The 22,308-nt window shown below is 62.2% G+C and carries 17 protein-coding genes; 10 read left to right on the top strand and 7 right to left on the bottom strand.

Features of this window, described 5'->3' with window-relative positions:
* Nucleotides 1-32: 32 nt before the first annotated feature.
* Entirely contained in the window at nucleotides 33-1,289 is a 1,257-nt protein-coding gene (locus J3D46_RS22325; protein ID WP_253468928.1) for a glycosyl hydrolase family 28-related protein, read from the top strand.
* 62 nt (nucleotides 1,290-1,351) lie between these two features.
* Here the strand turns inward: J3D46_RS22325 and J3D46_RS22320 are convergent, their stop codons facing one another.
* The 3 genes from J3D46_RS22320 to J3D46_RS22310 all read right to left on the bottom strand — a co-directional run bounded on the left by J3D46_RS22320 (nucleotide 1,352) and on the right by J3D46_RS22310 (nucleotide 7,571).
* Entirely contained in the window at nucleotides 1,352-2,266 is a 915-nt protein-coding gene (locus J3D46_RS22320) for a diguanylate cyclase (protein ID WP_253468926.1), read from the bottom strand.
* Entirely contained in the window at nucleotides 2,263-5,628 is a 3,366-nt protein-coding gene (locus J3D46_RS22315; protein WP_253468924.1) for a PAS domain-containing hybrid sensor histidine kinase/response regulator, read from the bottom strand. Before J3D46_RS22315 ends, J3D46_RS22320 begins: the two co-directional genes overlap by 4 nt.
* A gap of 248 nt (nucleotides 5,629-5,876) precedes the next feature.
* A complete protein-coding gene (locus J3D46_RS22310; RefSeq protein ID WP_253468922.1) occupies nucleotides 5,877-7,571 on the bottom strand; it encodes an alkaline phosphatase in 1,695 nt (564 codons plus the stop codon).
* A gap of 125 nt (nucleotides 7,572-7,696) precedes the next feature.
* Here J3D46_RS22310 and paaA point away from each other — a divergent pair, with 125 nt between their 5' ends.
* The 6 genes from paaA to J3D46_RS22280 are packed head-to-tail and all read left to right on the top strand — an operon-like array spanning nucleotide 7,697 to nucleotide 12,547.
* Nucleotides 7,697-8,692: a 1,2-phenylacetyl-CoA epoxidase subunit PaaA gene (gene paaA, locus J3D46_RS22305; protein WP_231342014.1), complete on the top strand. Its 996-nt coding sequence runs from the start codon at nucleotides 7,697-7,699 to the stop codon at nucleotides 8,690-8,692.
* Complete coding sequence (gene paaB / locus J3D46_RS22300; RefSeq protein WP_231342012.1) at nucleotides 8,689-9,066, top strand: 1,2-phenylacetyl-CoA epoxidase subunit PaaB; 378 nt, start codon at nucleotides 8,689-8,691, stop codon at nucleotides 9,064-9,066. Before paaA ends, paaB begins: the two co-directional genes overlap by 4 nt.
* Complete coding sequence (gene paaC, locus J3D46_RS22295) at nucleotides 9,063-9,980, top strand: 1,2-phenylacetyl-CoA epoxidase subunit PaaC (protein WP_253468920.1); 918 nt, start codon at nucleotides 9,063-9,065, stop codon at nucleotides 9,978-9,980. The genes paaB and paaC overlap by 4 nt, the downstream gene beginning before the upstream one ends.
* Before the next feature lie 5 nt (nucleotides 9,981-9,985).
* A complete protein-coding gene (paaD, locus tag J3D46_RS22290; protein WP_253468918.1) occupies nucleotides 9,986-10,543 on the top strand; it encodes a 1,2-phenylacetyl-CoA epoxidase subunit PaaD in 558 nt (185 codons plus the stop codon).
* Nucleotides 10,544-10,553: 10 nt separating this feature from the next.
* Nucleotides 10,554-11,759, top strand: a complete 1,206-nt coding sequence (paaE, locus tag J3D46_RS22285) for a 1,2-phenylacetyl-CoA epoxidase subunit PaaE (protein ID WP_231342000.1) — start codon at nucleotides 10,554-10,556, stop codon at nucleotides 11,757-11,759.
* Nucleotides 11,760-11,767: 8 nt separating this feature from the next.
* Complete coding sequence (locus J3D46_RS22280) at nucleotides 11,768-12,547, top strand: enoyl-CoA hydratase/isomerase family protein (RefSeq protein WP_253468916.1); 780 nt, start codon at nucleotides 11,768-11,770, stop codon at nucleotides 12,545-12,547.
* 44 nt (nucleotides 12,548-12,591) lie between these two features.
* On the opposite strand, the gene J3D46_RS22275 is transcribed toward J3D46_RS22280, so the two are convergent.
* Both J3D46_RS22275 and J3D46_RS22270 read right to left on the bottom strand, forming a co-directional pair.
* Nucleotides 12,592-14,127: a hypothetical protein gene (locus J3D46_RS22275; RefSeq protein ID WP_253468914.1), complete on the bottom strand. Its 1,536-nt coding sequence runs from the start codon at nucleotides 14,125-14,127 to the stop codon at nucleotides 12,592-12,594.
* Between the two features lie 104 nt (nucleotides 14,128-14,231).
* On the bottom strand, nucleotides 14,232-15,797 hold the full coding sequence (locus tag J3D46_RS22270; RefSeq protein ID WP_253468912.1) for a chitinase: 1,566 nt from the start codon (nucleotides 15,795-15,797) through the stop codon (nucleotides 14,232-14,234).
* Between the two features lie 219 nt (nucleotides 15,798-16,016).
* Here J3D46_RS22270 and J3D46_RS22265 point away from each other — a divergent pair, with 219 nt between their 5' ends.
* Both J3D46_RS22265 and J3D46_RS22260 read left to right on the top strand, forming a co-directional pair.
* The gene (locus J3D46_RS22265; protein WP_253468910.1) at nucleotides 16,017-18,356 is read left to right on the top strand and encodes a glycosyltransferase family 2 protein; all 2,340 of its coding nucleotides are present in this window, start codon (nucleotides 16,017-16,019) and stop codon (nucleotides 18,354-18,356) included.
* Nucleotides 18,357-18,407: 51 nt separating this feature from the next.
* Nucleotides 18,408-19,871 carry a YdiU family protein gene (locus tag J3D46_RS22260; RefSeq protein ID WP_253468908.1) on the top strand — a complete coding sequence of 488 codons (1,464 nt, stop codon included), beginning with the start codon at nucleotides 18,408-18,410 and terminating at the stop codon, nucleotides 19,869-19,871.
* A 31-nt stretch (nucleotides 19,872-19,902) separates the two neighbouring features.
* Here J3D46_RS22260 and J3D46_RS22255 read toward each other — a convergent pair whose 3' ends face one another.
* On the bottom strand, nucleotides 19,903-20,304 hold the full coding sequence (locus J3D46_RS22255; protein ID WP_253468906.1) for a MarR family winged helix-turn-helix transcriptional regulator: 402 nt from the start codon (nucleotides 20,302-20,304) through the stop codon (nucleotides 19,903-19,905).
* Nucleotides 20,305-20,422: 118 nt separating this feature from the next.
* On the bottom strand, nucleotides 20,423-21,004 hold the full coding sequence (locus J3D46_RS22250; protein WP_253468904.1) for a DUF1349 domain-containing protein: 582 nt from the start codon (nucleotides 21,002-21,004) through the stop codon (nucleotides 20,423-20,425).
* A gap of 251 nt (nucleotides 21,005-21,255) precedes the next feature.
* Here J3D46_RS22250 and J3D46_RS22245 point away from each other — a divergent pair, with 251 nt between their 5' ends.
* Entirely contained in the window at nucleotides 21,256-22,164 is a 909-nt protein-coding gene (locus J3D46_RS22245) for an alpha/beta fold hydrolase (protein ID WP_253468902.1), read from the top strand.
* Nucleotides 22,165-22,308: the final 144 nt, after the last annotated feature.

The following is a 22,308-nucleotide window of genomic DNA, read 5'->3' as shown; positions in this document are numbered from 1 at the left end:
CCAGTCCGAAGATCTGATAGGAGACTATACGCGTGTCCAAAGACAGTGGTCCTGCTGAATTCGATTCGTTCTCACCTGTTGGTACAGGTTCAATTCCAACCCCAGTATCTTTACCGACACGCGTTGGGTGGCGTCATGGACGCGGCGTTCGCCTCCTCACGGCCACAGGGGCAGCATTACTGGTCATGTGCGCCGTGACCCCTACCGCCGCCCATGCGAACGCTGCTGTGGCCGCTCAGAATGCGGTGCCTCTCAGTGTCACAGGGTCTGCCTGTTCCCTTAGCCTTGCCACTGGTAGCAGCGCGACGAGCGTTTACAGCGTCACGGCGACGCCAAATGACGCCATCGATGACACGGCAAGTATTCAAGGCAGGATCAATGCGGCCGGGAATGCTGGCGGCGGAATCGTAAAACTACCTGCAGGCACATTCGTCATCAATGGCAAGCTTCGCATGGCGGGCAATGTGAAGCTGGAAGGTGCGGGGCCGGCAACGATTCTGAAAGCGGGTCCTTCATTTACGGGTAACACCGGACCTGCTGGGGGATATCCCATCGTGACGACGGCGGGCGCCGACAATACCACCCTGTCGAACTTCACAGCGGACCAGTCAGGTGACACATTGAACGGCAACGTCACGGGCCGCCTCAATGAGTACGTGATTGACGTGCGTGAGTCGTCCAATTCCCTGGTCCAAGGCGTACATACGAAAAATCCGTTTACGTACTCAATCGCGTTCGTCGGCGGATTGAAGTGGTGTGTTAGGGACAGCAGCACCCAGTCCGCAACGAACGGTAAGTACGTGGAACTGGACGGCATCCATGCAATGAATACGGCTAACGGCGACATTGTGGGCAACGTCGTGGACCAGCGCAAGGGCACGGACGGCGACGATGGTATCGCTGTTCACACGTACGGCAATGAGGACGTTCACGACATCAGAATTGCGGATAACACTGTTCGCGGAGGCCGGCACGGTGCCGGGATAGACCTTGCTGGGGGATCCGGGGTTGTTTACAACATTAATCTCACCGGTAACACTGTCTGGGGTTCACCTCGGGGGCTGCACGACGCCTACTACGACGGCACAAAGCAAATCCATCACATTCAGGTTGTAGGGAACACCTTTAAGAACAACGACATCAAAACAACCGGCGGGGCAGTCGACTTCGAGCGACCGGTGACTTACGTGACCATGACGGACAACACGGCATGCAACTCAGGTGATTACCGGCTTCCGGCCGGTACCGGGAATGTCAACGCGCGGAACACTCTGAGTACGGCATGCTGACCCAAGCTGGGCTCGTATCGTGAGTCGGGCACTACTGGCACATTGGAACAAGCTCGTCCAGATCACTCCGTGCGGAGGGCGCTGGCCAAGGTCACCCGGTTCCTGCCAGAGGCCTTGGCTGCGTAGAGGGCAAGGTCGGCTTCCCGCAGGAGTTGCTCGGTACCGGCGCGGTGCCCATCCGTGAAGGCGGAGACGCCAGCGCTGATGGTCAGGACGCCATCGGGGTCTCCGGAGTGCTCGATGCGCAAGTCGTGCACTGCGGAACGAACGCGTTCCATGACGGTTCGGGCACCCAAGACCGATTCGTCGCGGAGGACCAGCAGGAACTCTTCGCCGCCAAAGCGATAAACGGCGTCGGCCTTGCGCACCTCGCGGGCGAGGGTTGTTGCGATCGCTACCAGAGCGGCGTCCCCGGCCTGGTGGCCGTAGATATCGTTATAGCTCTTGAAGTTGTCCACATCCACCATGGCCAGGCAGTAGTCGTGGTCTTCGCGGCTGCGCAACTGGCCAAGGTCTTCCGTGAGTTTCAGCCGGTTGTTCAGCTTGGTCAGGGGGTCCGTGCGGGCTTGCTCAGTGAGCGCCGAGCGGTACCGGGCCAGGTCCGCGTGCAGCGACGTGATCCGCTGGGCAGCGAGGAGCCGGATGTGCAGGCTGAAGGGGTCCAGGGGCTTGGTGACATAGTCGTCGGCTCCGGCTTCCATGCCGGCCAGGACGTCTTTCCGCGACCCATGGGAGGTCACCAGGATGATGTACGTGTAGGTATCTTCCTCTGCTGCCCGGATAGCACGGCAAAGGTCCAGCCCATTGAGGCCGGGCATCATCAGATCGGTCACCACGGCTTCGGGGCTGTGATCCTGGTAGAGCTGCCATGCCGAATCGCCGTCCACTGCCACGATGCACTCGTGGCCGGACTGCTCGACGGCGGCCTTGGTGATCATCCGGGAGATCTGGTCGTCGTCGGCGATCAGGACTTTCATGAAGCTCCTTGGAGAGTGCGTTCGAGGGCAAGGTCCACCCGTGAGAGTTCAGCCTGCAACTGCCCCAATACCGGTGTGCCGAGGGTAGCCAGATCAGGCCCCGCTTCGCGACCGAACCGTTCCAAATCCTTGCACAGGGCTGCAGCGCCCGCGGCCCCGATGTTGGACGCAGCACCGGCGAGTTTGTGTGCGGCCGCTTCCAAAGCGCTGGCTTGTTCGCCAGCCAGCGCAGACCGCAGCGCTTCAACGGCCATCTGCGCATCCTGCCGGAACGCCCGGATAGCCTCCGGCAGGAGGCCCAAGCCGTCGGCAGGTCCAAGTTCGCGCAGGATCTGCAGCCTCGCGGCGTCCAAAACTACAGCGTTCTGAACACCAGCATCCTGAATAACAGCGCTCGACGCCGGTGCTTCCGCCGGTTCTTGCGCGACGCCCACCGCAGCCTGCGCTGCCGACCCGCCAACCGCCGTCGACGTTTCATCAACCTCCGGGACCCAACGGATGAGAACTTCCCCGAGTTTGGCCAGGTCCACGGGCTTGCTGATGTAGTCGTCCATGCCGGCAGCGAAGCAGCGCTCGCGGTCCTCGTTCAGTGCCCCTGCCGTCATGGCGATGATGGGAATCCGGGCCGAGTGGCCGTTGCGGGCCCGGATGGCCCGGGTCGCGTCGAAGCCGTCCATGACGGGCATGTGGCAGTCCATGAGCACCGCTGCGTATGTCCCGGACAGCGCTGCTGTAACGGCTTTGGCGCCGTCATCCACAATGTCCACGTCGTAGCCCAGCCTGTTTGCCATGCCACGGGCTACCAACTGGTTGACCTCGTTGTCTTCGGCAACCAGCAGTTTTCCCAGCCGCCGTACGGGTTCGGCCGTCGCAAAAATCTCGGAGGAAGCAGTCGGGGCAGCGGAGCCCACCGTCCTGGTGGCCATGAGGCGCAGGAGACGGTTGTAGAACTCTGAGCTTCGGACGGGTTTGGTGAGGTATTCCCGGATGCCCGCGCTGACGAGGTCGCCCCTTTCAACCTGCATTGTGGAGGTCAGCAGGATGATCCCAGGCGTTCCGGAACCTTGGTTTTCACTCTTGATTTGGCGTGCCAGTTCAAGACCGTCGGTATCGGGCATGCACATGTCCACCACGGCGATGTCGTAGGGGTGGCTTGTCAGCACGGCTGTGCGGTATTCATCCATTGCTGAGGCGGCGTCGGCAACGGCCACTGGCTGCATGCCCCAACTGGCCAGTTGCTTTTCCAGCACCAGGCGGTTGGTTGCATTGTCGTCCACCACCAGCACCCTGCGGCCGGCGAGCGTGGCAGGCAAAGTTCCCGTGTCCGAGGCGGCCGGGCCAACGGGAAGTTCCAGGACGAACCAGAATTTGCTGCCGGTTCCCGGCTCGCTCTCAAGTCCGATCCTGCCGCCCATGACTTCGGTGAGGCGACGTGAGATGGCCAAACCCAGGCCAGTGCCGCCATACCGCCGCGTGGTGGAAGCATCGGCCTGGGCGAAGGATTCGAACAACCGGTGATGGTCTTCGGCGCTGATTCCGATGCCTGTGTCCCGGACTTCAAATCGCAGTGCGGCGTTCTCTGTGTCCCGACTGACCACGGAGACCTGGATTTCGACTTCGCCGGCCGGGGTGAACTTCACTGCGTTGGAGGAAAGGTTCAGAAGGATTTGGCGGATCCGACCGGCGTCGCCCATCAGGCGTTCCGGAACGTCGGGGTGGCAGTAGGAGATGAGTTCCAGGTTTTTGCCCTGCGCTGCTTCGGCAACCAGCCCGGCCACCTCATCCACCAATGCCCTGGGGTCGAAGGCGTTGACGTCCAGGTCCACTTTCCCGGCTTCCAGTTTGGAGAAGTCCAGGATGTCGTTGATCAGGGTCAGGAGGACCTCACCGGCGCCCTTGACGCCCTGGGCGTACTGCCTCTGGCCCTCGCTCAGGGGCGTGTCCATCATGAGCGACGTCAGGCCGATTACCGCGTTGAGCGGAGTCCGGATCTCGTGGCTCATGGTGGCCAGGAATTCGGATTTGAGCCTGCTTGCTTCCAGGGCTGCTTCACGTGCGGCGAGGAGTTCCTTCTCGGCCGCCCTGCGTTCGGTGATGTCCCGGGAGATGGTTGCGACGCCGCGGATGCCGGATTCGCCCCGGACGGGAGACAGCGTCACTGACACCGGAATAACGTCACCGTCTCCGCGCTTACGCAGTGTCTCGTAATTCTGAACATCACCACTTTGGGCAGTGGCTTCCAACGCCCCTCGTTCCTTCTCCATCAACTCGGCGGGGACGAAGAAGTCGCCCTTCCTGCCAATTGCCTCCGACGCCGGGTACCCGAAGATGCGCTCCGCCCCTGGGTTCCAACTGGTGATCACGCCGTCGGGTGTTTCGCCGATGATGGCGTCGCCGGAGGAGTTGACGATTGCCCCGAGCCCCTCCAGCTCGGCAGTGCGTTCGGCCACCTTGGACTCGAGGTCGCGGGTCAGCGTCACATTCTCGACGACGATCAGAACCTGCCGGACGATGACGAAGACAATCACCACCAGTCCGGTGACCAGCAGGATGCGGTCCTCCCCGATGGGACGGCTGCGCGAGAAGAACACGGCGCTGAACACAGGGAGGTAGGGGAGCAGTTCAAGGGCGGCAGCGTAGGCCCGTCCATCATTGCGCGTGCTGTCCGCTTCCGGGAGCAACGGGCTGAGCCCCACCAGCAGGAAGGCGAACACCCACCCCAGCGCCAGGGGGGAGCCCGTGACACCCGTGATGCCCTGGAGCGTGAAGTTCATATAGGCCAGGTCTGTAATGGCAAGGATCCAGAAGCCAATTCCCAGGCTCAGCCAGGGAAGCCGGCGGCCGCGGGCCGCGCGCATCGTCAGGACGATCACCACAGAGACCATGAACACATCAGCAATGGGATAGGCCATCTGCGTTGCCTGGGCAAAAGCGTCTTGGTCGGTGGTTGCTGCCAAGGATCCGAGGACGGAGCTCCATGCGATGAAGAACATGGAGCTTGCCACCACGCCGGCGTCCAGGATGGTGCGGCGCAGTGAAGTGCGCAGCCCCTGGCCCCTCAACAGCAGCACAAGTCCAATGGACGTGGGCAGCGCATACCAGACGAAACCGATGTCAGCGAAGGAAGGGAAGGGGTAATGGTGGTCGAGCGTGATGCCGTTGATGGTCCACACGATTTGCCCGGCGCACCATACGGCCAAGCCTGCCACGATGAACCATCGGCCGGCTGTGTTGTCCTGTCGTTTCCGGGCAGCGAGGGTGTGGGTGGTCAGCGCGGTGAGTGCAGCGAGAAGGATCGCCAGGTCACCGGCGAGTTGCGCCGTCGTCGTTCCTGTTCCGCTTGCCAGCCCGAAAACCAGCAATACCAGGCAAACCCCAACCGGTATTAAAAAGATCGGCCAACCATGTCGTGCCGACGAGCGCACCGGAAGAACCTCGTGCTTCACTCCTGCCACTGAACCCCTGCCTTCAAAAGTGGCCCCACCAAAAGCGAACAACGCGTCTTGCCTCTGCGCTGAGGAGAGCATACGCCGAAATCCCCTCCTGAGTAGCAGATCAGGCCGTTTTGACGAGACGGATTCAGAACGGCCTGATCTGCTACTTACTTGGGTCAGAGCTCGGGGATGAGGGCCTTTGAGTAGATCACGGAGCCCAAGGCGTTGCGCAGGCTCACCGTAAACACGCCGTCGGAGGCGAGGTCCACGTGCCCGAAGTACTGGTTCTCACCGTCGCGCGGTGACTCGCCCGCGAAACGCCCCGCCTTGGCGAACAGAACCTCCGGGCCGAACGTCCCATCCATCTCGCTGGGCCCGAAGGAACCTGCATTGATGGGCCCGGCCACGAACTCCCAGAAGGGATCGAAGTCGGTGAAGGCTGCGCGTTCGGGGGAGTAGTGGTGCGCGGCGCAGTAGTGCACATCCGCGGTCAGCCACACGGTGTTCTTGACCCCGTGCTTCTTGAACGCGCTCAGTACGCCGGCGATCTCGAGCTCGCGGCCCAAAGGAGCTCCGTGGTCGCGGTTGGCCAGGCTTTCCTGGTTGACGGCGCCGTCAGGAACGATGATGCCCAGTGGCAGGTCGGCGGCGATCACCTTCCATGTCGCTTTGGACTTCCGGACTTCCTTGATCAGCCAGTCCACTTGCTCCTGGCCCAGGATGTTGGTGGCGTAGGGTTCCTTGCCGTCGGTGTTGGGGGATTTGAACGTCCTCATGTCCAGGCAGAAGATGTCCAGCTGCGGGCCGCGTGGGATCTTCCGGTAGATGCGCGCCGGCTGGTACTGGCCGGCGTCGTACGATCCCGGGCGCCAGAGCGCCGCGGCGTCGGCGATCGGCATGTTTTCCTGCCACGCCTGGCGGCCCCGGGCGGCGAGGACATTGACGTTCCGTTCGGTATAGCGGGGGTCGTCCAGGATTTCGCCGGGGTACCAGTTGTTGGTGGTCTCGTGGTCGTCCCACTGAGCGATCACCGGGACGTCGGCGAACATGGCGCGCATGTTGGCGTCCAGTGAGTTGTAGCGGTGGCGTCCGCGGTACTCCTTGAGGGTTTCTGCCACTTTGGAGACTTCCTCCGTGACGATGTTCCGCCACACCTGGCCGTCCTTTTCGGTCACAGTGGCGGCGATGGGGCCGTCGGCGTAGATGGTGTCGCCGGAGTGGATGAAGAAGTCCGGTTTGGTGGCGTGCATGGCCTTGTAGCCGCGCATGCCGCCCAGGTCCTCGTTGATGCCCCAGCCCTGGCCGGCGGTATCGCCGGTCCAGACGAAGGACTGCGAGTACGACGACGACCTGCCGCCTCCGCGCGCGACGTCAGTACCGCCGTCGTGCTTTCCCATGGAAGTGCCAGGTGCCGTGCGGAAGGTGCCGCGAAGTGCTTCGCCAGGACCGTTGCCGTCTTCGAAGTTCAGTTCCAACGCGAAGCGGGTGCCGGCGGGGAGTCCTTTGGCATGGATCTTGGCGGTGAAGTCGCTGGCTTCGTTGGCCAAAGGACCGCGGATGGTGCGGCTGAAGCCGCTGCGGCCGCGCAGGATCTCGCCCGATTCGTCCACTGCCTGCAATAAAGCAGTGAGCCGGCCGGGCCCGGAAGCGCGGGACCACAGGACGGCGGAGTCGGCGGTGACGTCGCCGGTGGCGATCCCGGTGGGAAGCGTGAGCCGCTTGCGGACCAAGGGAATGGCGGAGGGGGCCGCGGATCCAGAAGCCGCGGATCCAGGGGCGGCGGAGGCGGGGGCGGCGCTGGTGGCGAGGCCGGTCAGGGCCAGGCCGGCGAGGGACGTCTTGACGAGGGTGCGGCGCGTGAGGTCAGTCATGCCGTCCACTGTTGTGAGCGCCCATGAACGGAAAGTGAGGTTGAGGTAAAGGAACCCGGACCTTGACTGAAAACACCCGCTCCGCATATTCTGAACGAACGGTCGGTAATTTATTAGGAGCAACCATGGCATCGCAGAATCTGCAGTCAGTGCCCGCTGAGCTGTCCCCGGAGGAGCAGGAGCGGGAGGCAGCCGGTCAGGCGTATTTTGATCGCATCATTTCGGAGGACTCGCGCATCGAACCGCGCGACTGGATGCCGGCGGCTTACCGCAAGACTTTGCTGCGCCAGATCTCGCAGCACGCACACTCGGAAATCATCGGCATGCAGCCGGAAGCCAACTGGATCACCAGGGCTCCGAGCCTGAAGCGCAAGTCCATCCTCATGGCCAAGGTCCAGGACGAGGCCGGCCACGGTCTCTACCTTTACTCGGCCGCCGAGACCCTGGGCCAGTCCCGGGACCAGATGATGGAAGACCTGATTGCCGGCAAGGCCAGGTACTCGTCCATCTTCAACTACCCCACGATTTCCTGGGCAGACATGGGGGCGATCGGCTGGCTTGTTGATGGCGCCGCCATCTGCAACCAGGTGCCCCTGTGCCGTGCCTCGTACGGTCCTTACGGTCGCGCGATGGTGCGCATCTGCAAGGAAGAATCGTTCCACCAGCGCCAGGGTTTCGAGATCCTGCTGGAACTCGCCAACGGCACGCCTGCTCAGAAGCAGATGGCCCAGGACGCAGTGAACCGTTGGTATGCACCGTCGCTGATGATGTTCGGCCCGCCGGATGACGATTCACCCAACTCCAAGCAGTCCATGGCCTGGAACATCAAGCGCTTCAGCAATGACGAGCTGCGCAGCCGGTTCGTCGGAATGATGGTGGAGCAGGTCCGGGTCCTCGGCCTGACCCTGCCTGACGAGGACATCCGTTTCAACGAAGAAACCAAGAAGTGGGAGCACGGACCCCTGGACTGGAACGAGTTCAAGGAAGTCCTGGCCGGCCGCGGCCCCTGCAACTCGCAGCGCGTAGAGCGCCGCCGCGAGGCACACGAAAACGGTGCCTGGGTTCGCGAAGCCGCAGTGGCATACGCCCGCAAGCAAGCACAGAAGGAACACGCAGCATGAGCCCACACGGCAACCCGGAAGCACCGGGCAGCGCCTCCAGCGAAATCAACCGCGAAGCCCCAAAGGTTGCGGCCACCACTGAGGAGCACCAGGAATCCCCATGGTCCCTGTGGGAGGTCTTCGTGCGTTCCAGCCGAGGCCTGTCCCACGTACACGCCGGTTCTCTGCACGCTCCGGACGCCGCCATGGCTCTCCGGAACGCCCGCGACCTCTACACCCGCCGCAACGAGGGCGTGTCCATCTGGGTTGTCCCGGCCGAGGCGATTTCCTCCAGCGATCCTGATTCCAAGGGCTCCTTCTTCGAGTCCCCGCAGGGCAAGGACTACCGCCACGCAACGTACTACACCAAGAGCGAAGGCGTGAAGCACCTGTGACTACCAAAGACACTGACTTCGCCATCGAAGGCCACGGGGACATTTCCGTGGGCGTCCACGGAGCCGGCGCTTCGGGCGACGGTTCCGCCAGCGCCACCCGCATCACACCGGGCAATGCGCTGCGTCCCGAAGACATCGCCCTCGAAATCAGCCGCGGGCAGGTCAAGCCCAGCGAGGACGTTGCAGAGTTTGCGCTGCGCATCGGCGACGACGGCCTGATCCTCGCCCAGCGCCTGGGCCACTGGATTTCCCGTGCTCCCGAGCTGGAGGAAGACATCGCGCTGGGCAACATTGCCCTGGACCAGTTGGGCCATGCGAGGTCGTTCCTGACGTATGCCGGCGCCGCTTGGGGCAAGTCCGAGGACGACCTCGCCTACTTCCGCCGCGAGCACGAGTTCCGCTCCGCTCACCTCTTTGAGCAGCCCAACGGCGACTTCGCAGTCACCATTGCCCGCCAGTTCATCGTGAGCTTCTACCAGTACGAGCTCTACACAAAGCTCATGGAGTCCACCGACGCCACCCTCGCTGCCATCTCCGCGAAGGCCGTCAAGGAGGTGGATTACCACCGCGACCACAGCGCCCAGTGGGTACTTCGCCTGGCCGGCGGCACCGAGGAGTCCCGCGAACGCATCATCCAGGGCTTCAAGCTCGTATGGCCATACGTGGACGAACTCTTCGAGGACGATGAGCTCACCACCCGCCTGGCTGAGGCCGGCGTCGCGGTGCAGCCCTCCAGCCTCCGCGCTGGTTTCGACCGCCTCACCGGGGAAATCATGGCCGAGGCCGAGCTGGAAATCCCCGGCGTCCCGCAGTCCCTGGGCGGTGGCCGCCGTGGCAAGCACTCCGAATTCCTGGGCTACATCCTTGCTGAAATGCAGGTCCTTGCCCGCGAACACCCCGGCGCGAGCTGGTGACCAGCATGACGACGCAGTCACGGACGCAGGAACGTACCGCTGAGCAGCGGGCCTGGGACATTGCGTCCACGGTCTGCGATCCGGAGATCCCTGTCCTCACCATCGAGGACCTGGGGATCCTGCGCGGTGTGCGGGTAGCCCCGACTGAAGCAACGGCCAAGCACGACGGCGGCACCTCACGTACCGCCGTCGAGGTCACCATCACGCCCACCTACTCCGGGTGCCCCGCGATGGACGCCATTGGCGACGATCTGCGGACAGCCTTCGAGAAGGAAGGCTACGCGAGCGTGCACATCAACCTGGTGTTGTCGCCGGCGTGGACCACGGACTGGATGACGGATTCCGGGAAAGCCAAGCTGGAGGAGTACGGGATTGCCCCGCCCACCGGCATGGCTGCGGCCGGTGGCCACTCCGGTCCTGTCCGCTTGAGCCTTGCCGTGAAATGCCCGCAGTGTTCGTCATTGAACACTAAGGAACTCACCCGCTTTGGTTCCACATCCTGCAAGGCGTTGTTCGTCTGCCAGGACTGCAAGGAACCGTTCGACTACTTCAAAGTCCTCTAAGGAAGCAGCCATGACCACCGAAACACAGACGGCCAGCCGCCGTCGTGCGTCTTTCCACAACCTGACCGTCGCGGAAGTCCGGCGCCTCACGGACGATGCCATTGAGGTCACGTTCGGTGTTCCCGCCGAGCTGGCCGGCCAGTACGACTACCTTCCGGGCCAGTACGTGGCATTGCGCACCACGCTTCCCGACGAAGCCGGGGAGCCGCACGAGGTCCGCCGCAGCTACTCGATTTGCGCAGAGCCGCGCAGCTTCGCGGACGGCAGCAGCGAGATCCGGGTGGCCATCAAGAAGGACCTTGGCGGCATCTTTTCCACGTGGGCCAACGCCGAACTGAAGGCCGGCGACGTCCTGGATGTCATGAGCCCGCAGGGTGCGTTCATTTCGCGCCACGGCAAGGACGGCTCGTCCGTCCAGCACAACGTCATGAATTCCATGAACCACCCGGAGGAGCTGGCAGGGGAGCCCGGCAGCTTCGTGGCCATCGCCGCCGGTTCGGGCATCACGCCGGTGATCGCGATTGCGCGGACGCTGCTGGCCGCCAACCCGGAAACCACGTTCGACCTCGTTTACGCCAACAAAGCAGCCATGGACGTGATGTTCCTCGAGGAGCTGGCGGACCTGAAGGACAAGTACCCGTCGCGCCTGGCGCTGCACCATGTGCTGTCCCGCGAACAGCGCATCGCGCCGCTGATGACCGGGCGTATTGATTCCGAGAAGCTGCAGGCACTGCTCAGCAGTGCCATCCGTGCCGAGGATGTGGACGAGTGGTTCCTGTGCGGACCGTTCGAACTGGTCCAGCTGTGCCGCGACACCCTAGCTGCCCGCGGCGTCGAGCCTGAGCACGTCCGCTTCGAGCTGTTCACCACCGGCCGCCCGGATCGTCCCGAGGGCAACGCGGGCCGACCTGTTGTGGCGGACGAGTCGCAGGACACGTACAAGATCACCTTCACACTGGATGGCCTCACCGGCGACGTCGCCAGCCCCACCCATGCCCGCGAATCCATCCTCAACGCGGCCCTTCGTGTTCGCCCGGACGTTCCCTTCGCGTGTGCCGGTGGCGTCTGCGGCACCTGCCGCGCCAAGTTGATCACCGGTACGGTGACCATGGACGAGAACTACGCCCTTGAACAGGACGAGCTGGACAAAGGCTATGTCCTCACCTGCCAGTCCCACCCCACCAGCGAAGAAGTTACCGTCGACTTCGACGTCTAAGGAGTCCCATGATCGAGCTCTCCATTGCCAACGGCATTGCCGAAATTGTCCTCAATTCCCCCGAAAAGCTGAACTCGCTCAACGAGGACGCGCTGGCCGAACTGGATAAGGCGTACGACGACGCTGCTGCCGCCGCCTCACGTGGCGAGGTGCGGGCGCTGCTTCTTCGCGGAGAGGGACGCGCCTTCTGTGCCGGCCGCGACATTGCCGCCGTGACTCCGGAAACCGACGACGCACAGGCTTACCTCGGTGGCCTCGTGGAGCCGCTGCTGAAGAAGATGGCCGCCTTCCCGACGCCGACATTCGCTGCCGCCCACGGCGCTTGCCTGGGAGTCGGGCTGGGGTTGTTGCTGGCCACTGACGTTGTGTACGTGGCGGAGAACGCCAAGTTTGGTTCTCCCTTTGCGAAGCTGGGGGCCACGCTGGACTCGGGCGGACACTGGTACTTTACGGAGCGGCTCGGAATGCACCGCACCCTGGACCTGATCTACACGGCCGACCTCATCTCAGGGGCCGAAGCAGTGGCCCAGGGGATGTTCAGCAGGGCGATGCCTGCCGATGTATTGCTTGACGAGACCCGGGAGATCGTTTCGCGGGTAGCTGTCGGGGCAACCGAAGCATTCAATGCATCCAAGGAACTCGTGGCCCACATCCGTGACCAGCGCCTGGGCCTGTGGGCATCCATGGCCGAGGAGAACGCCGAGCAGGCCCGGCTGTGCAAGACCGACGACTACGCCGAGGGCTTCCGGGCTTTTCAGGAGAAGCGCGCGCCGGTTTTCAAGGGCTAGCCGCGGCCGGTCCCGCCCAAGCTGAGGGGCTGCCCGGGTATTCCCTACACAAAGCCGTTCAGGAGCTTGTAGCCGGCCACTTTTCCTTCCAAGGAGATGACGGCCACGCCATTGTCCGTTGTATTCACGTCGGTGAGGGCACCGTAAGTGAATGCCGGGACGGCTGTGCCGCCCTTGATACACGGGAACGCTGAGAAAGATCCTGCGCCGGGAGCATCCTGGTATGGGCCACGAGGGGGCATGGTGTACGTCGTCTCCTTGAGGCAGACGAACACGTCCTCGAACGATGTGCCACGGTATTTCCCGGCGGCGGTGTCCCAAAGGTTTGCGCTCCAAAAGGTGCCTGCAATAACCCTGTCTCCAGGGGTTAATGACGGCAAAAGGCCGTAGTCGCCCCAGCTCCGGACTTCTACCGCCTTGGTTTCCCAAGCGGCACTGCCGGTGAGGGGATCGTAGCCGACCAACTTTGATAGACCACCACGATATTTTCCAGAGGGGAATTCAATGTGGCCCTCGGTGTACTCGCACCGAACAGGGAATGCCTCGCCCCCTTCCAACTTGGTGGCTGTGGTTCCAATTGTCTTGGCGCACTCAACTTGCGATCCTTCCGATGTCCAGAGAACCCGGGCGCTTGAAGCCCGGAAGCCTACGGTCTTAGTGGATTCGCGCAGGTTCAGTGAGAAGGTTTGCTCGGAGAATTTTTCGGGTGCGAGATCCGTGGGGTTCATTCCAACGGAGCCAACGTAGAGGTCCAGCTTTTCGGAGTAGATGAAGTGCCAGCCCATGCCGGTGTTGGCCCCTTTGCCAAAGATTTCTTCTATCCCGACTTCCCAGAGCACCTCGCCGTAGGAGATGTGGGCCAGCTTTTCGACGCCGTCCGTCACCACCGAGTAAAGTTCTTTGCCCACTGGTCGGAAGTTCCCGATGAGGGGGTTGATGTCGGGACCACCCGATTCCTCGCCGGATTCCAAGTCCACCCAATGTTCCACAGTGTGGGCTGATTCATCGAAGGCGATGAAGCACATGTCTTGGATATCGTCGCAGGCGAAGGGACGAGTGCTGACCAGCTCTTCCCTGCCGCGATAGATTTCCTTTCCTGTTCCAAGGTCAAAGGCTACGGGGGCTGTCCACCATGCCACGCCGCCGTCATTGGCTGGTGGTGTTGCCGCCTGCAGGAAGATCGCGGCGCTCTTGCCAGTGGAAGTCCTGGTCACAACCGGTTCCAGCGGGACACCAGGTGCTTCGTACCCGGGATGAACGGGCTGCGTCCACAGCTCTTTGCCGTCTGCAACAGAGATGGCATGGGCCGCAACGCCTGCCGCGCTCTTGGCGTAAACCAGCGCAACACCGTCGGCCACCACAGGCTGACCGATGGGATCGAGCGCAACTTCCCATGCCGCCGTCGCGGTTTCCGTGCTTCGCTCAACCGGAGCCACGGTTGGTGCTGGCGTGCTTGTGGCAGGCGCAGCTTGAGGCGTGAGGAAAGTGCACGAGGACAGCAGAAATGCTGCCCCTACCGCCGTGATGGCCAGTCCCACAGACTTCAGTCGGGTTGTCAGCGCAGACGCTGAAGAATTCATGGTTCCCCCAGGAACGGAAAGGTTCAGCACCTGGAGGGTGTGGTTCCAAACCAAAAAAGGGCCAGCTGGGCGTGGCTCAAGTAGAGAATACAGCCTGCCGACGGCTACTTAGCCGTTCCTCCCGCCAGCAACTTGGCCATCTCCTCGTTGGAGAGTTTCATCCACGCTGAGTCGGAGGAACCCTGCAGGGCCGCCTCAGGGCTCTGCGTTTGGACCCACCATTTGGCTTCGAAGACGTGCTGGTCAAGCATCACCCGGTCACCCTTGTGGTAAACGGTGGTGGCCGACCAAGCCGGGTAGGTTCCGGCGGGAACGGTGACTTCGGGTGCTGGGCGGTCACCGGGAAGAACCGGACCGATCAGCTTCCACGGCGCCGCGGCGCCGTCGTGGACCGGGTCATTGGGCACGTCATCCTTTGTCCACCACTTGGCCTCGTAAACGTTGCCCTGCCAGACGATCCTGTCTGATTGCACGTAGGTGGCCACGGGGGACCAGATCGGATAGGGACTGGTGGCGGGGTTGTCCACTATCGCCGTGGCAGTGGTTGTGCCGATGGGCAACGCGGAGCTGGGGGCGTCAGTGACCTTGGAGTCGATGTCGGCTCCCAGGACGTCGGAGAACCGGGTGCTGCCTTGCGCCACACCACTGCAAGCGTCGGACACTACTGTGAGGGTGGGATAGTTCGGCCCGCATTCGGCGTCCCGGTTCAAGGACCACATGGACATCCTGCCGATGCCTTTGCCCTGCGCGAAGTCGTGAAGGCCTTGGGCGTCGGCCAGGGTGAACACGTCGGCCACAATGTCGTTCTGGCCGATCATGGGCGTGAGGCCGATCCTGCGCCACAGCGTCTGTGCACCCAGGTTCTGTTGCGCGGCAGAGTAGATATCACCCAATTGGGCATGGGTGGCTTCTGCCGCCGCGATGGAGGCCTGCAGCATGGACTGCCCGGCAACCCGGCTTTCGCCATAGTCCATGGTCATGATGTTGACGCCGGCAAGTTCCACTCCGGCGGCAAGCATTTGCGCGACGGCGGCAGTCGCGTCAGCGGTCAGCCCGGCTGGGGCCACGGGGAGCGTGAGCCAGACGGACAGGTTCTTGTCTTCCGCCTGCCGGTCTTTCTGCAGAGCTGTGATGGCTTTGGCCTGCCGCGCAATGGCAGCCTTGTCAGCCAGAGCGGTGCCTTCGATGTCCAGGTCAATGGTGGACAGGTCGTAGCGGTCCACCACGGCCGAATAGGCCTGCTGCAGCCGTGCGTCATCAGTGCAGGCGGTGGAAAGTTCCCGGTTTGATAGCCCGCCGAAGGAGACTGCGATGTCTCCACCGGTTTGCCGGAGCCGGGCGATGCGCCGGTCCAGGTCCAGTTCCGTGGCGGCCGCTTCAAGGCTGTAGAAGGATCCCCAGGAAGGTGTGCACCCATCCTTCGCATCGGCCACGATGAAAGCCAACGCCACTGACTTGGTGTTTTCTGTGGCTGGTTGCTCGAATGCGTACCGTGGGGTCGCGGTTACATCAACGTATCCGGTGAAGACCGATGGTGAGGCTGCGGCCGCCCGGGTGTCTGTGTAGGTGCGCCAGGAAACGACGCCGGCGCCCACCACTGCCGCAATCACAGCGACAAGAACGGAGAGCCGAATCCAGGACAACTTTCGCCCAGGAAAGTGTTTCGACATAAATCCCCCAACGTTGACACTGGAAATGCGCGCGACTGGATGTTATTAGCCTCTTGACAAAGCCTAAAAGTGTCCAAATGATTTCCGTCGATTGCACGCGAATCATAAGGTACCTGTTATCGATTACTATAAGGGCAATCGGCGACGCTTTTGCTACGAAAAGGCGGACGTTCACCGGACATCGGGCTTTTTGGCCCGGTCACAGTCTGATGGGGAACTATGACGGACCAGTTGGTTGTTTCACCTGAACTTGCGCGGGATTCCGGTTTGCTTCCCCCTGAGCGCCTGGAAAATGCCGTACGTAAGCGTCAGTGGGGATCCGAGCGTCGCTCCGAGCCCTTGGCAATTGTTCATCCAACGCCCTCTTCACGAAAGATCGTGCTCGGCAGGCTGGCTATTTTGGTGACGGTGGGAGCGTGGATTTATTACGTTGTCTCCACCATCATTCGGCAGTTCGTTGACAACCCAAACTCCGGGTTCCGATTCGGGTTCGAATCGATTTCCTACCTCATTGTGGTCACTTTCCTGACCTTCTCAGCCCTCATGTACCTCATGGCGCGGCAAGGAGCCCTCTATCGGTTTAAGGAACACCGGCGGGTACCCCGCGGAGAGCTGGATAACCATTTTGCCCATTACAGCGAGGCCGTGACGGTTTTGGTGCCGTCCTATGCCGAAGAACCACAGGTTGTGAGGGGAACGCTGTGGTCGGCCGCTCTTCAGGAATTCCCGGATCTGCGAGTGGTGTTGTTGCTCGATGACCCTCCCAACCCCACTGAGCCGGAGAAGATTCAACGCCTTGACCAAACCCGTGCGTTGGCAGGTCACATCGAAGACGCGATGTCGGCTCCGGCAGGGCGGGTCAACAAAGCCCTTGCAGCCTTCAGGGAGAGGCAAGGTTCAGGCGCCAATGAGACCGGGGAACTCCAGCTGCTGATCGGCGAGTATGAGGCAGCCGTTGAGTGGTTGGAGACGATGGCTGAGGCCGAGACGGTTGAGGACCACGTGGATGAATTCTTCGTGGACCTGGTCATTATGGGACTGGCGCGCGAACTTCGCCTGGTGTTATTGGCGCTCAAAGCAGCCACTGCCCAGAATGCTGCCCCCAGCCCGGAACGCATGGAGCAGCTTTATCTTCGCCTCACCTGGATTTTCAATGTCCGCACGGAGACGTTTGAGCGCAAGAAGTACGCCAGCCTCTCCCATGAGGCCAACAAAGCCATGAACCTCAATGCCTACATCTCCCTCATGGGCAAAAGGTGGCGCCGGGAAGAAACTGCCGGAAGCGTGGTGCTGCGGCCTTCGCTGGTTCCGCGTGAGGACGACCTCCTGGTTCCGGACAGCACATATTTGCTGACTTTGGACGCGGACTCCCTGCTCCTGCGGGACTATTGCCTGCGGTTGGTCTATTTCCTTGAGTCTGCCGGCAATGAACGTGTGGCGGTGACGCAAACGCCGTATTCATCGTTCCGCGGCGCCCCCACCAGGATCGAGAGAATCGCAGGCGCCACAACGGACATCCAGCACATTCTCCACCAAGGCATGACCTATTACGGTGCCACGTTCTGGGTGGGAGCCAACGCGATAATCCGCAAGTGCGCGCTTGAAGACATCGTGGAAGTGGAGACAGTGGGCGGGTTCGAAATCCGTACCTACATTCAGGACCGCACGGTCATTGAGGACACCGAGTCCAGCATCGACCTGGGAACCCATGGCTGGAAACTCGTGAATTATCCGGAGCGCCTGAGTTACAGCGCCACACCACCTGACTTCGGCTCACTTGTGGTGCAACGGCGGCGCTGGGCCAACGGCGGGTTGCTGATCCTTCCCAAGCTGTGGAACCAGCTGTCCCATAGGCGCAGCCAACGGCAACGGATACTCATCCGCGAAGTGCTGCTGCGGGTGAACTATATGGCGTCCATAACGTGGGCCAGCTTTGGACTCCTCTTCCTGTTGGCCTACCCCTACGACAGCAGGCTGCTCAGTCCGGCCGTCTTCATCGCTGCCCTCCCGTACTTCCTGTGCATGGGTTCGGACCTTCGCGACTGCGGGCACCGGTTCAGCGACATTTTCCGGATCTACGGCTTCAACCTCATCCTGCTCCCGGTCAACCTGGCCGGTGTTTTGAAGTCTCTCCAACAGGGGCTGACGGGGGATAAGATCCCCTTTGTCCGTACACCCAAGGTGAAGAACCGGACCGCTGCGCCGGCCATCTATGTGTTGATTCCGTACGCAATCGTCGCGTTCTCAATCCTGACAATCTGGAGGGACGCCCAGCAGGGTAATTGGGGAAACGTAGCCTTCGCGTCGTTGAATGCCGTCCTGGCAATGACCTGCATCCAGGCATACATCGGGATCTGGAATTCTGCGGTGGATGTCTTTCTCGGTGCCATCAACTGGCTATACGTGACTCCCAAATCCAACGGCAAGCCGGAGTCCCTCGTAGTGCCAAAGACCGCGGAGGAAGTGGACTGGGAATCGATTCTCTACCACGGCGACCGCAGGCTTAACCGGGACCTACGCGGCGGAACCGACCGCCGTCGTCGTATCTCTTTGCGGTGATGCCCGTAACTGCGACCGGGCAACCCTGAAACGCATCGGTATCATTAAGCGATGAGTGACGTTGCACGTTCCACCATCGCCTTCGAGGGGTTTTTCGCCCGGGACTTCCCGGAGTTGGCCATTCCGTGGCGGGCGGAGGAAGCAGCCGACCCGCAGCTTCTGGCACTTAACCAGCCACTCGCCGTCGAACTCGGTTTTGATCCTGATTTTCTCCGGAGCCCCGAGGGCATTCGGCTGCTGATCGGTAATGCCCTACCGGAGGAAGCAACCCCAGTAGCCCAGGCCTACTCGGGTCACCAGTTCGGCTGGTACTCACCCCGGTTGGGGGATGGGCGTGCCCTGCTGCTGGGTGAAATCGCCGGCGACGACGGGAAGCTCCGCGATATCCACCTCAAAGGCTCGGGGCGCACGCCGTTTGCCCGGAATGGTGATGGACTGGCAGCGGTTGGCCCGATGCTGCGCGAGTACATCGTGAGTGAATCGATGCATGCCCTGAATATTCCCACCACCAGAAGCCTTGCCGTCGTCGGCACAGGGCATCAGGTTCAGCGGGAAACTCTCCTGCCGGGGGCCGTTCTGACCCGGGTGGCCGGCAGCCACCTGCGCGTAGGTAGTTTCCAATATGCCAGGGCCACTAACGACGTGGATCTGCTCCGCCGCCTTGCTGATCACGCAATCGAACGACACCACCCGTCGTCGGCCGGGGAAAGCAACCGTTACCTTGCACTTCTCAAGAGCGTCATATCGGTCCAAGCGAAACTTGTGGCCCAATGGATGCTGGTCGGATTCGTGCACGGCGTCATGAACACCGACAACATGACAGTTTCCGGCGAAACCATCGACTATGGCCCGTGCGCCTTCATGGATGGCTTTGATCCCGGGGCGGTTTACAGCTCCATTGATGAACAGGGACGCTACGCCTACCGCAACCAGCCGTTGGTTGCGGAGTGGAACCTTGCCCGTTTCGCCGAGTCGCTCGCGCCGCTGATCCACGAGGACGAGGAGCAGGCGGTGGCCCTTGCTGTTGAGGCGCTGAACGCGTTCCGCCTGCAGTACAGCGCCACATGGTTCAGCGGCATGCTGGCCAAACTTGGGCTGCCTGAGGGAATTGACGACGGCGTTGCCTCACCTCTGGTGGATGACCTTCTTGAGCTGGTCCAGGAGTCGCGCGCGGATTACACCTCGTTCTTCCGCAGCCTCGGCGAAGCGGCCCGCGGGCAGGGTGAACCCTCTCGCGGTATGATTCTGGACTTGGCAGCGTTCGATGCATGGCTGGAACGGTGGCGCGCCCTGGCGCCTGATGCCGATGCCATGGACAGGGTCAACCCGATCTATATCCCGCGCAACCACCTGGTGGAGGAGGCCCTGTCCGCCGCAACAGAGGGGGACACCGCACCGGCGGAGCGGTTGCTGGCGGCGGTGTCCGATCCGTTCAACGAACGCCCGGGATTGGAAAGATATGCTGAGCCAGCGCCGGAGAGCTTCGGTCCCTACCGGACCTTCTGCGGCACGTAAGGGGCCCGGCCCGGCTCGAAACCCAGCAACCCTAGGGTGAGTGACGCACGATCGCCAGGAGTTCCTCGCGGAGACTGCCGGAGTCCAGATTGATGGCTGACAGCACAATGCTCTCCAAGCGGTGGGACTGTTCGAGCAGCGCCAGCCCTACTTCGGTAATCGACACCAGTTGGCTGCGGCGGTCGAAGCGGTTGGGCTGGCGGAGAATGTAGCCTCGGGATTCAAGCCTGGACAGCAGTGGTCCCATGGTTTGGGCTTGGACGCGTACGCTTTCTGCAAGCTTCCCCGGCGTGATGGGCCCTGCGGTTGCCACCGTATCAAGGGTGAGTACTGCCGGATACGTCAGCCCCAGGGGTCGCAGCTTCTCATTCCATGCCAGCTCCACGAGCCGCGCCGCAGTGGACAGCAACCGGCTGGTTGGCCATCGGTCCATGTCAGGCATTGAGGCACCCCAGCTTTCCCAAAGTAGTCAGCTTACTTACTAGGTTACATGAGTACCGCCGGGGCTGGACTGTGCGGGGTAGGACGGAGCGCTTTGCCCGCATCCCATCTCAGTGCAGTTGGCTGTCCGCTGGCGTAGCCCGCCAGGAGTGAAAGGGGACGGTCAGCCCTCCGCGTGTTGGTGCGCAGGTGAACGGTCCGGCGGCTGCGGCCAACCCAGGCGCCAACGGGACGACCCGCACTAGTTGGAGTTCGTTGCGGCCTGAAGCGGCCCGGATGGTGAGGGCGTCGCCTTGGCGACTGATCCGGATTCGGACCCGTCCGCCGGTCCATTCCGGGACAGGCGCCAGGGACCAGTCCGAGAAGCCGTCCGTGACCACCGCGCCCAGTTGAGCGGCGCCGTCGGCAAATTCCACGCCCGCCTTGACCCAATGCTCGGCGCTGATGCGGACGAAGATGCCTGCTTGGTCGAACTGTTGGGAGAATGCGGCAGTGAACTCAACTTCCATGGCGCTGTCCTGTGGGAACGGGGCAAGCAGCGCATGTTCGGTGTCGTGAATGAAGCCGTAGGACGTGATGCGCCAGGCGTCACTGCTTTCGGCTGCAGTCACCAGAAGGTCACCTTCCTGCTCGACGACGGCGGCTGGCTGGTTGGTCCATTCGCCTCGGTTCCAGGGAATGTCAGTGATCACAGGGCTCCTCGAGTTTGGGTGGATAGGGTTCTGGTGCCAAGGGCTCCAGCGTCCTCGGCGCTGGCTCCCACAGTTCAACACGCCAATTTCTTCCCCGCTGACCAGGACACGATACCCACGTACCACGAAAGTAGTACGCAAGTGAACACCTGGGGGTGACGCGTCCGGCGCTGCAAAAGGCGAGGCTGGATGGAGAGCACACCGTGTGCTCTGGAGAGGCATGGTTGAAGAGGTCAGTTAAGAAATTGCTCGTGGCGGTGACTGCCGTCGGAGCCGTGCTCGCGGTGGGACTGGCTACCACCACTGTGGTGGATGTGGTCGCGAGTGAGTCCGAGAGTCATCGGATCGAATCCTACGGCCAGCGAGTGGACATTGACGGCGGCCAGATGAACGTCTTCGTCAGCGGAGCCGGGGAGACTATCGTGCTCTTGCCGGGATTTGGTACTTCTTCCCCGGTCCTAGATTTCGCGCCACTGGTCCGGGACCTCGCCACGGATCATCGCGTGATTGTGGTGGAACCGTTTGGATACGGTTTGAGCGATGGCACGGATCGGGAGAGGACCACGGAGAACATCGTGCAGGAGGTCCATCAGGCACTCGCGAAACTCGACGTTGACCGTTACATCCTGATGGGACACTCCATCGCGGGGATCTATGGGATTGAGTACGCCGCCCGCTATCGGGAAGAAGTGGCGGCGTTCGTGGGCATCGACTCTAGCGTTCCCGGACAACCTGGCATGGACACGCAGTTCCCCACAGGACTCCTGTCCGCTGCGAAGAACCTCGGCCTTCTCCGCCTCGCGGCCGCTGCCGGCGAAAGCTACAGCGACGCATACTCCGCTCACTCCCGTGAGCAGATGAAGATGCTGACCAACCGGAACTCCATCAGCCCGACCTATCTCAACGAGATGACCCACATTCGCACCAACTTCGAGCGCGCACTCGGGACCGGGTTCCCCAAGGACCTGCCGCTGCTGCTTTTCGTCGTTTCGGAGAATGCGAAGAATCCGGAATGGCTGGGGTTGCACCAAAGGCAGGCGGCGAGCGTTGCGGACGGTACCGTGGTGCCCCTTCCGGGGGAGCACTACCTCCATCACACCCATGCGGCAGAGATCGCCAGCGGGTTCCGCGACTGGGGGACCCACAGACCGGTCATCTGAGAACAGCTGGAACGAAAGTGTCCCGCCTGATGGGGGATCAGGCGGGACACTTCAACTCTAATGGTGCTAGCTGGTAATTGACCGGGTGCCGATACTTTTTGCTCGTGTCAGGCCCCTGCAACGGCGGACCCTGCCCGCAAAGGC

The sequence above is a fragment of the Paenarthrobacter sp. A20 genome (assembly GCF_024168825.1).
GTDB lineage: Bacteria > Actinomycetota > Actinomycetes > Actinomycetales > Micrococcaceae > Arthrobacter.
The sequence above is the reverse complement of the archived record's forward strand: the minus strand, read 5'-3'. Positions and strand labels throughout refer to the sequence as shown.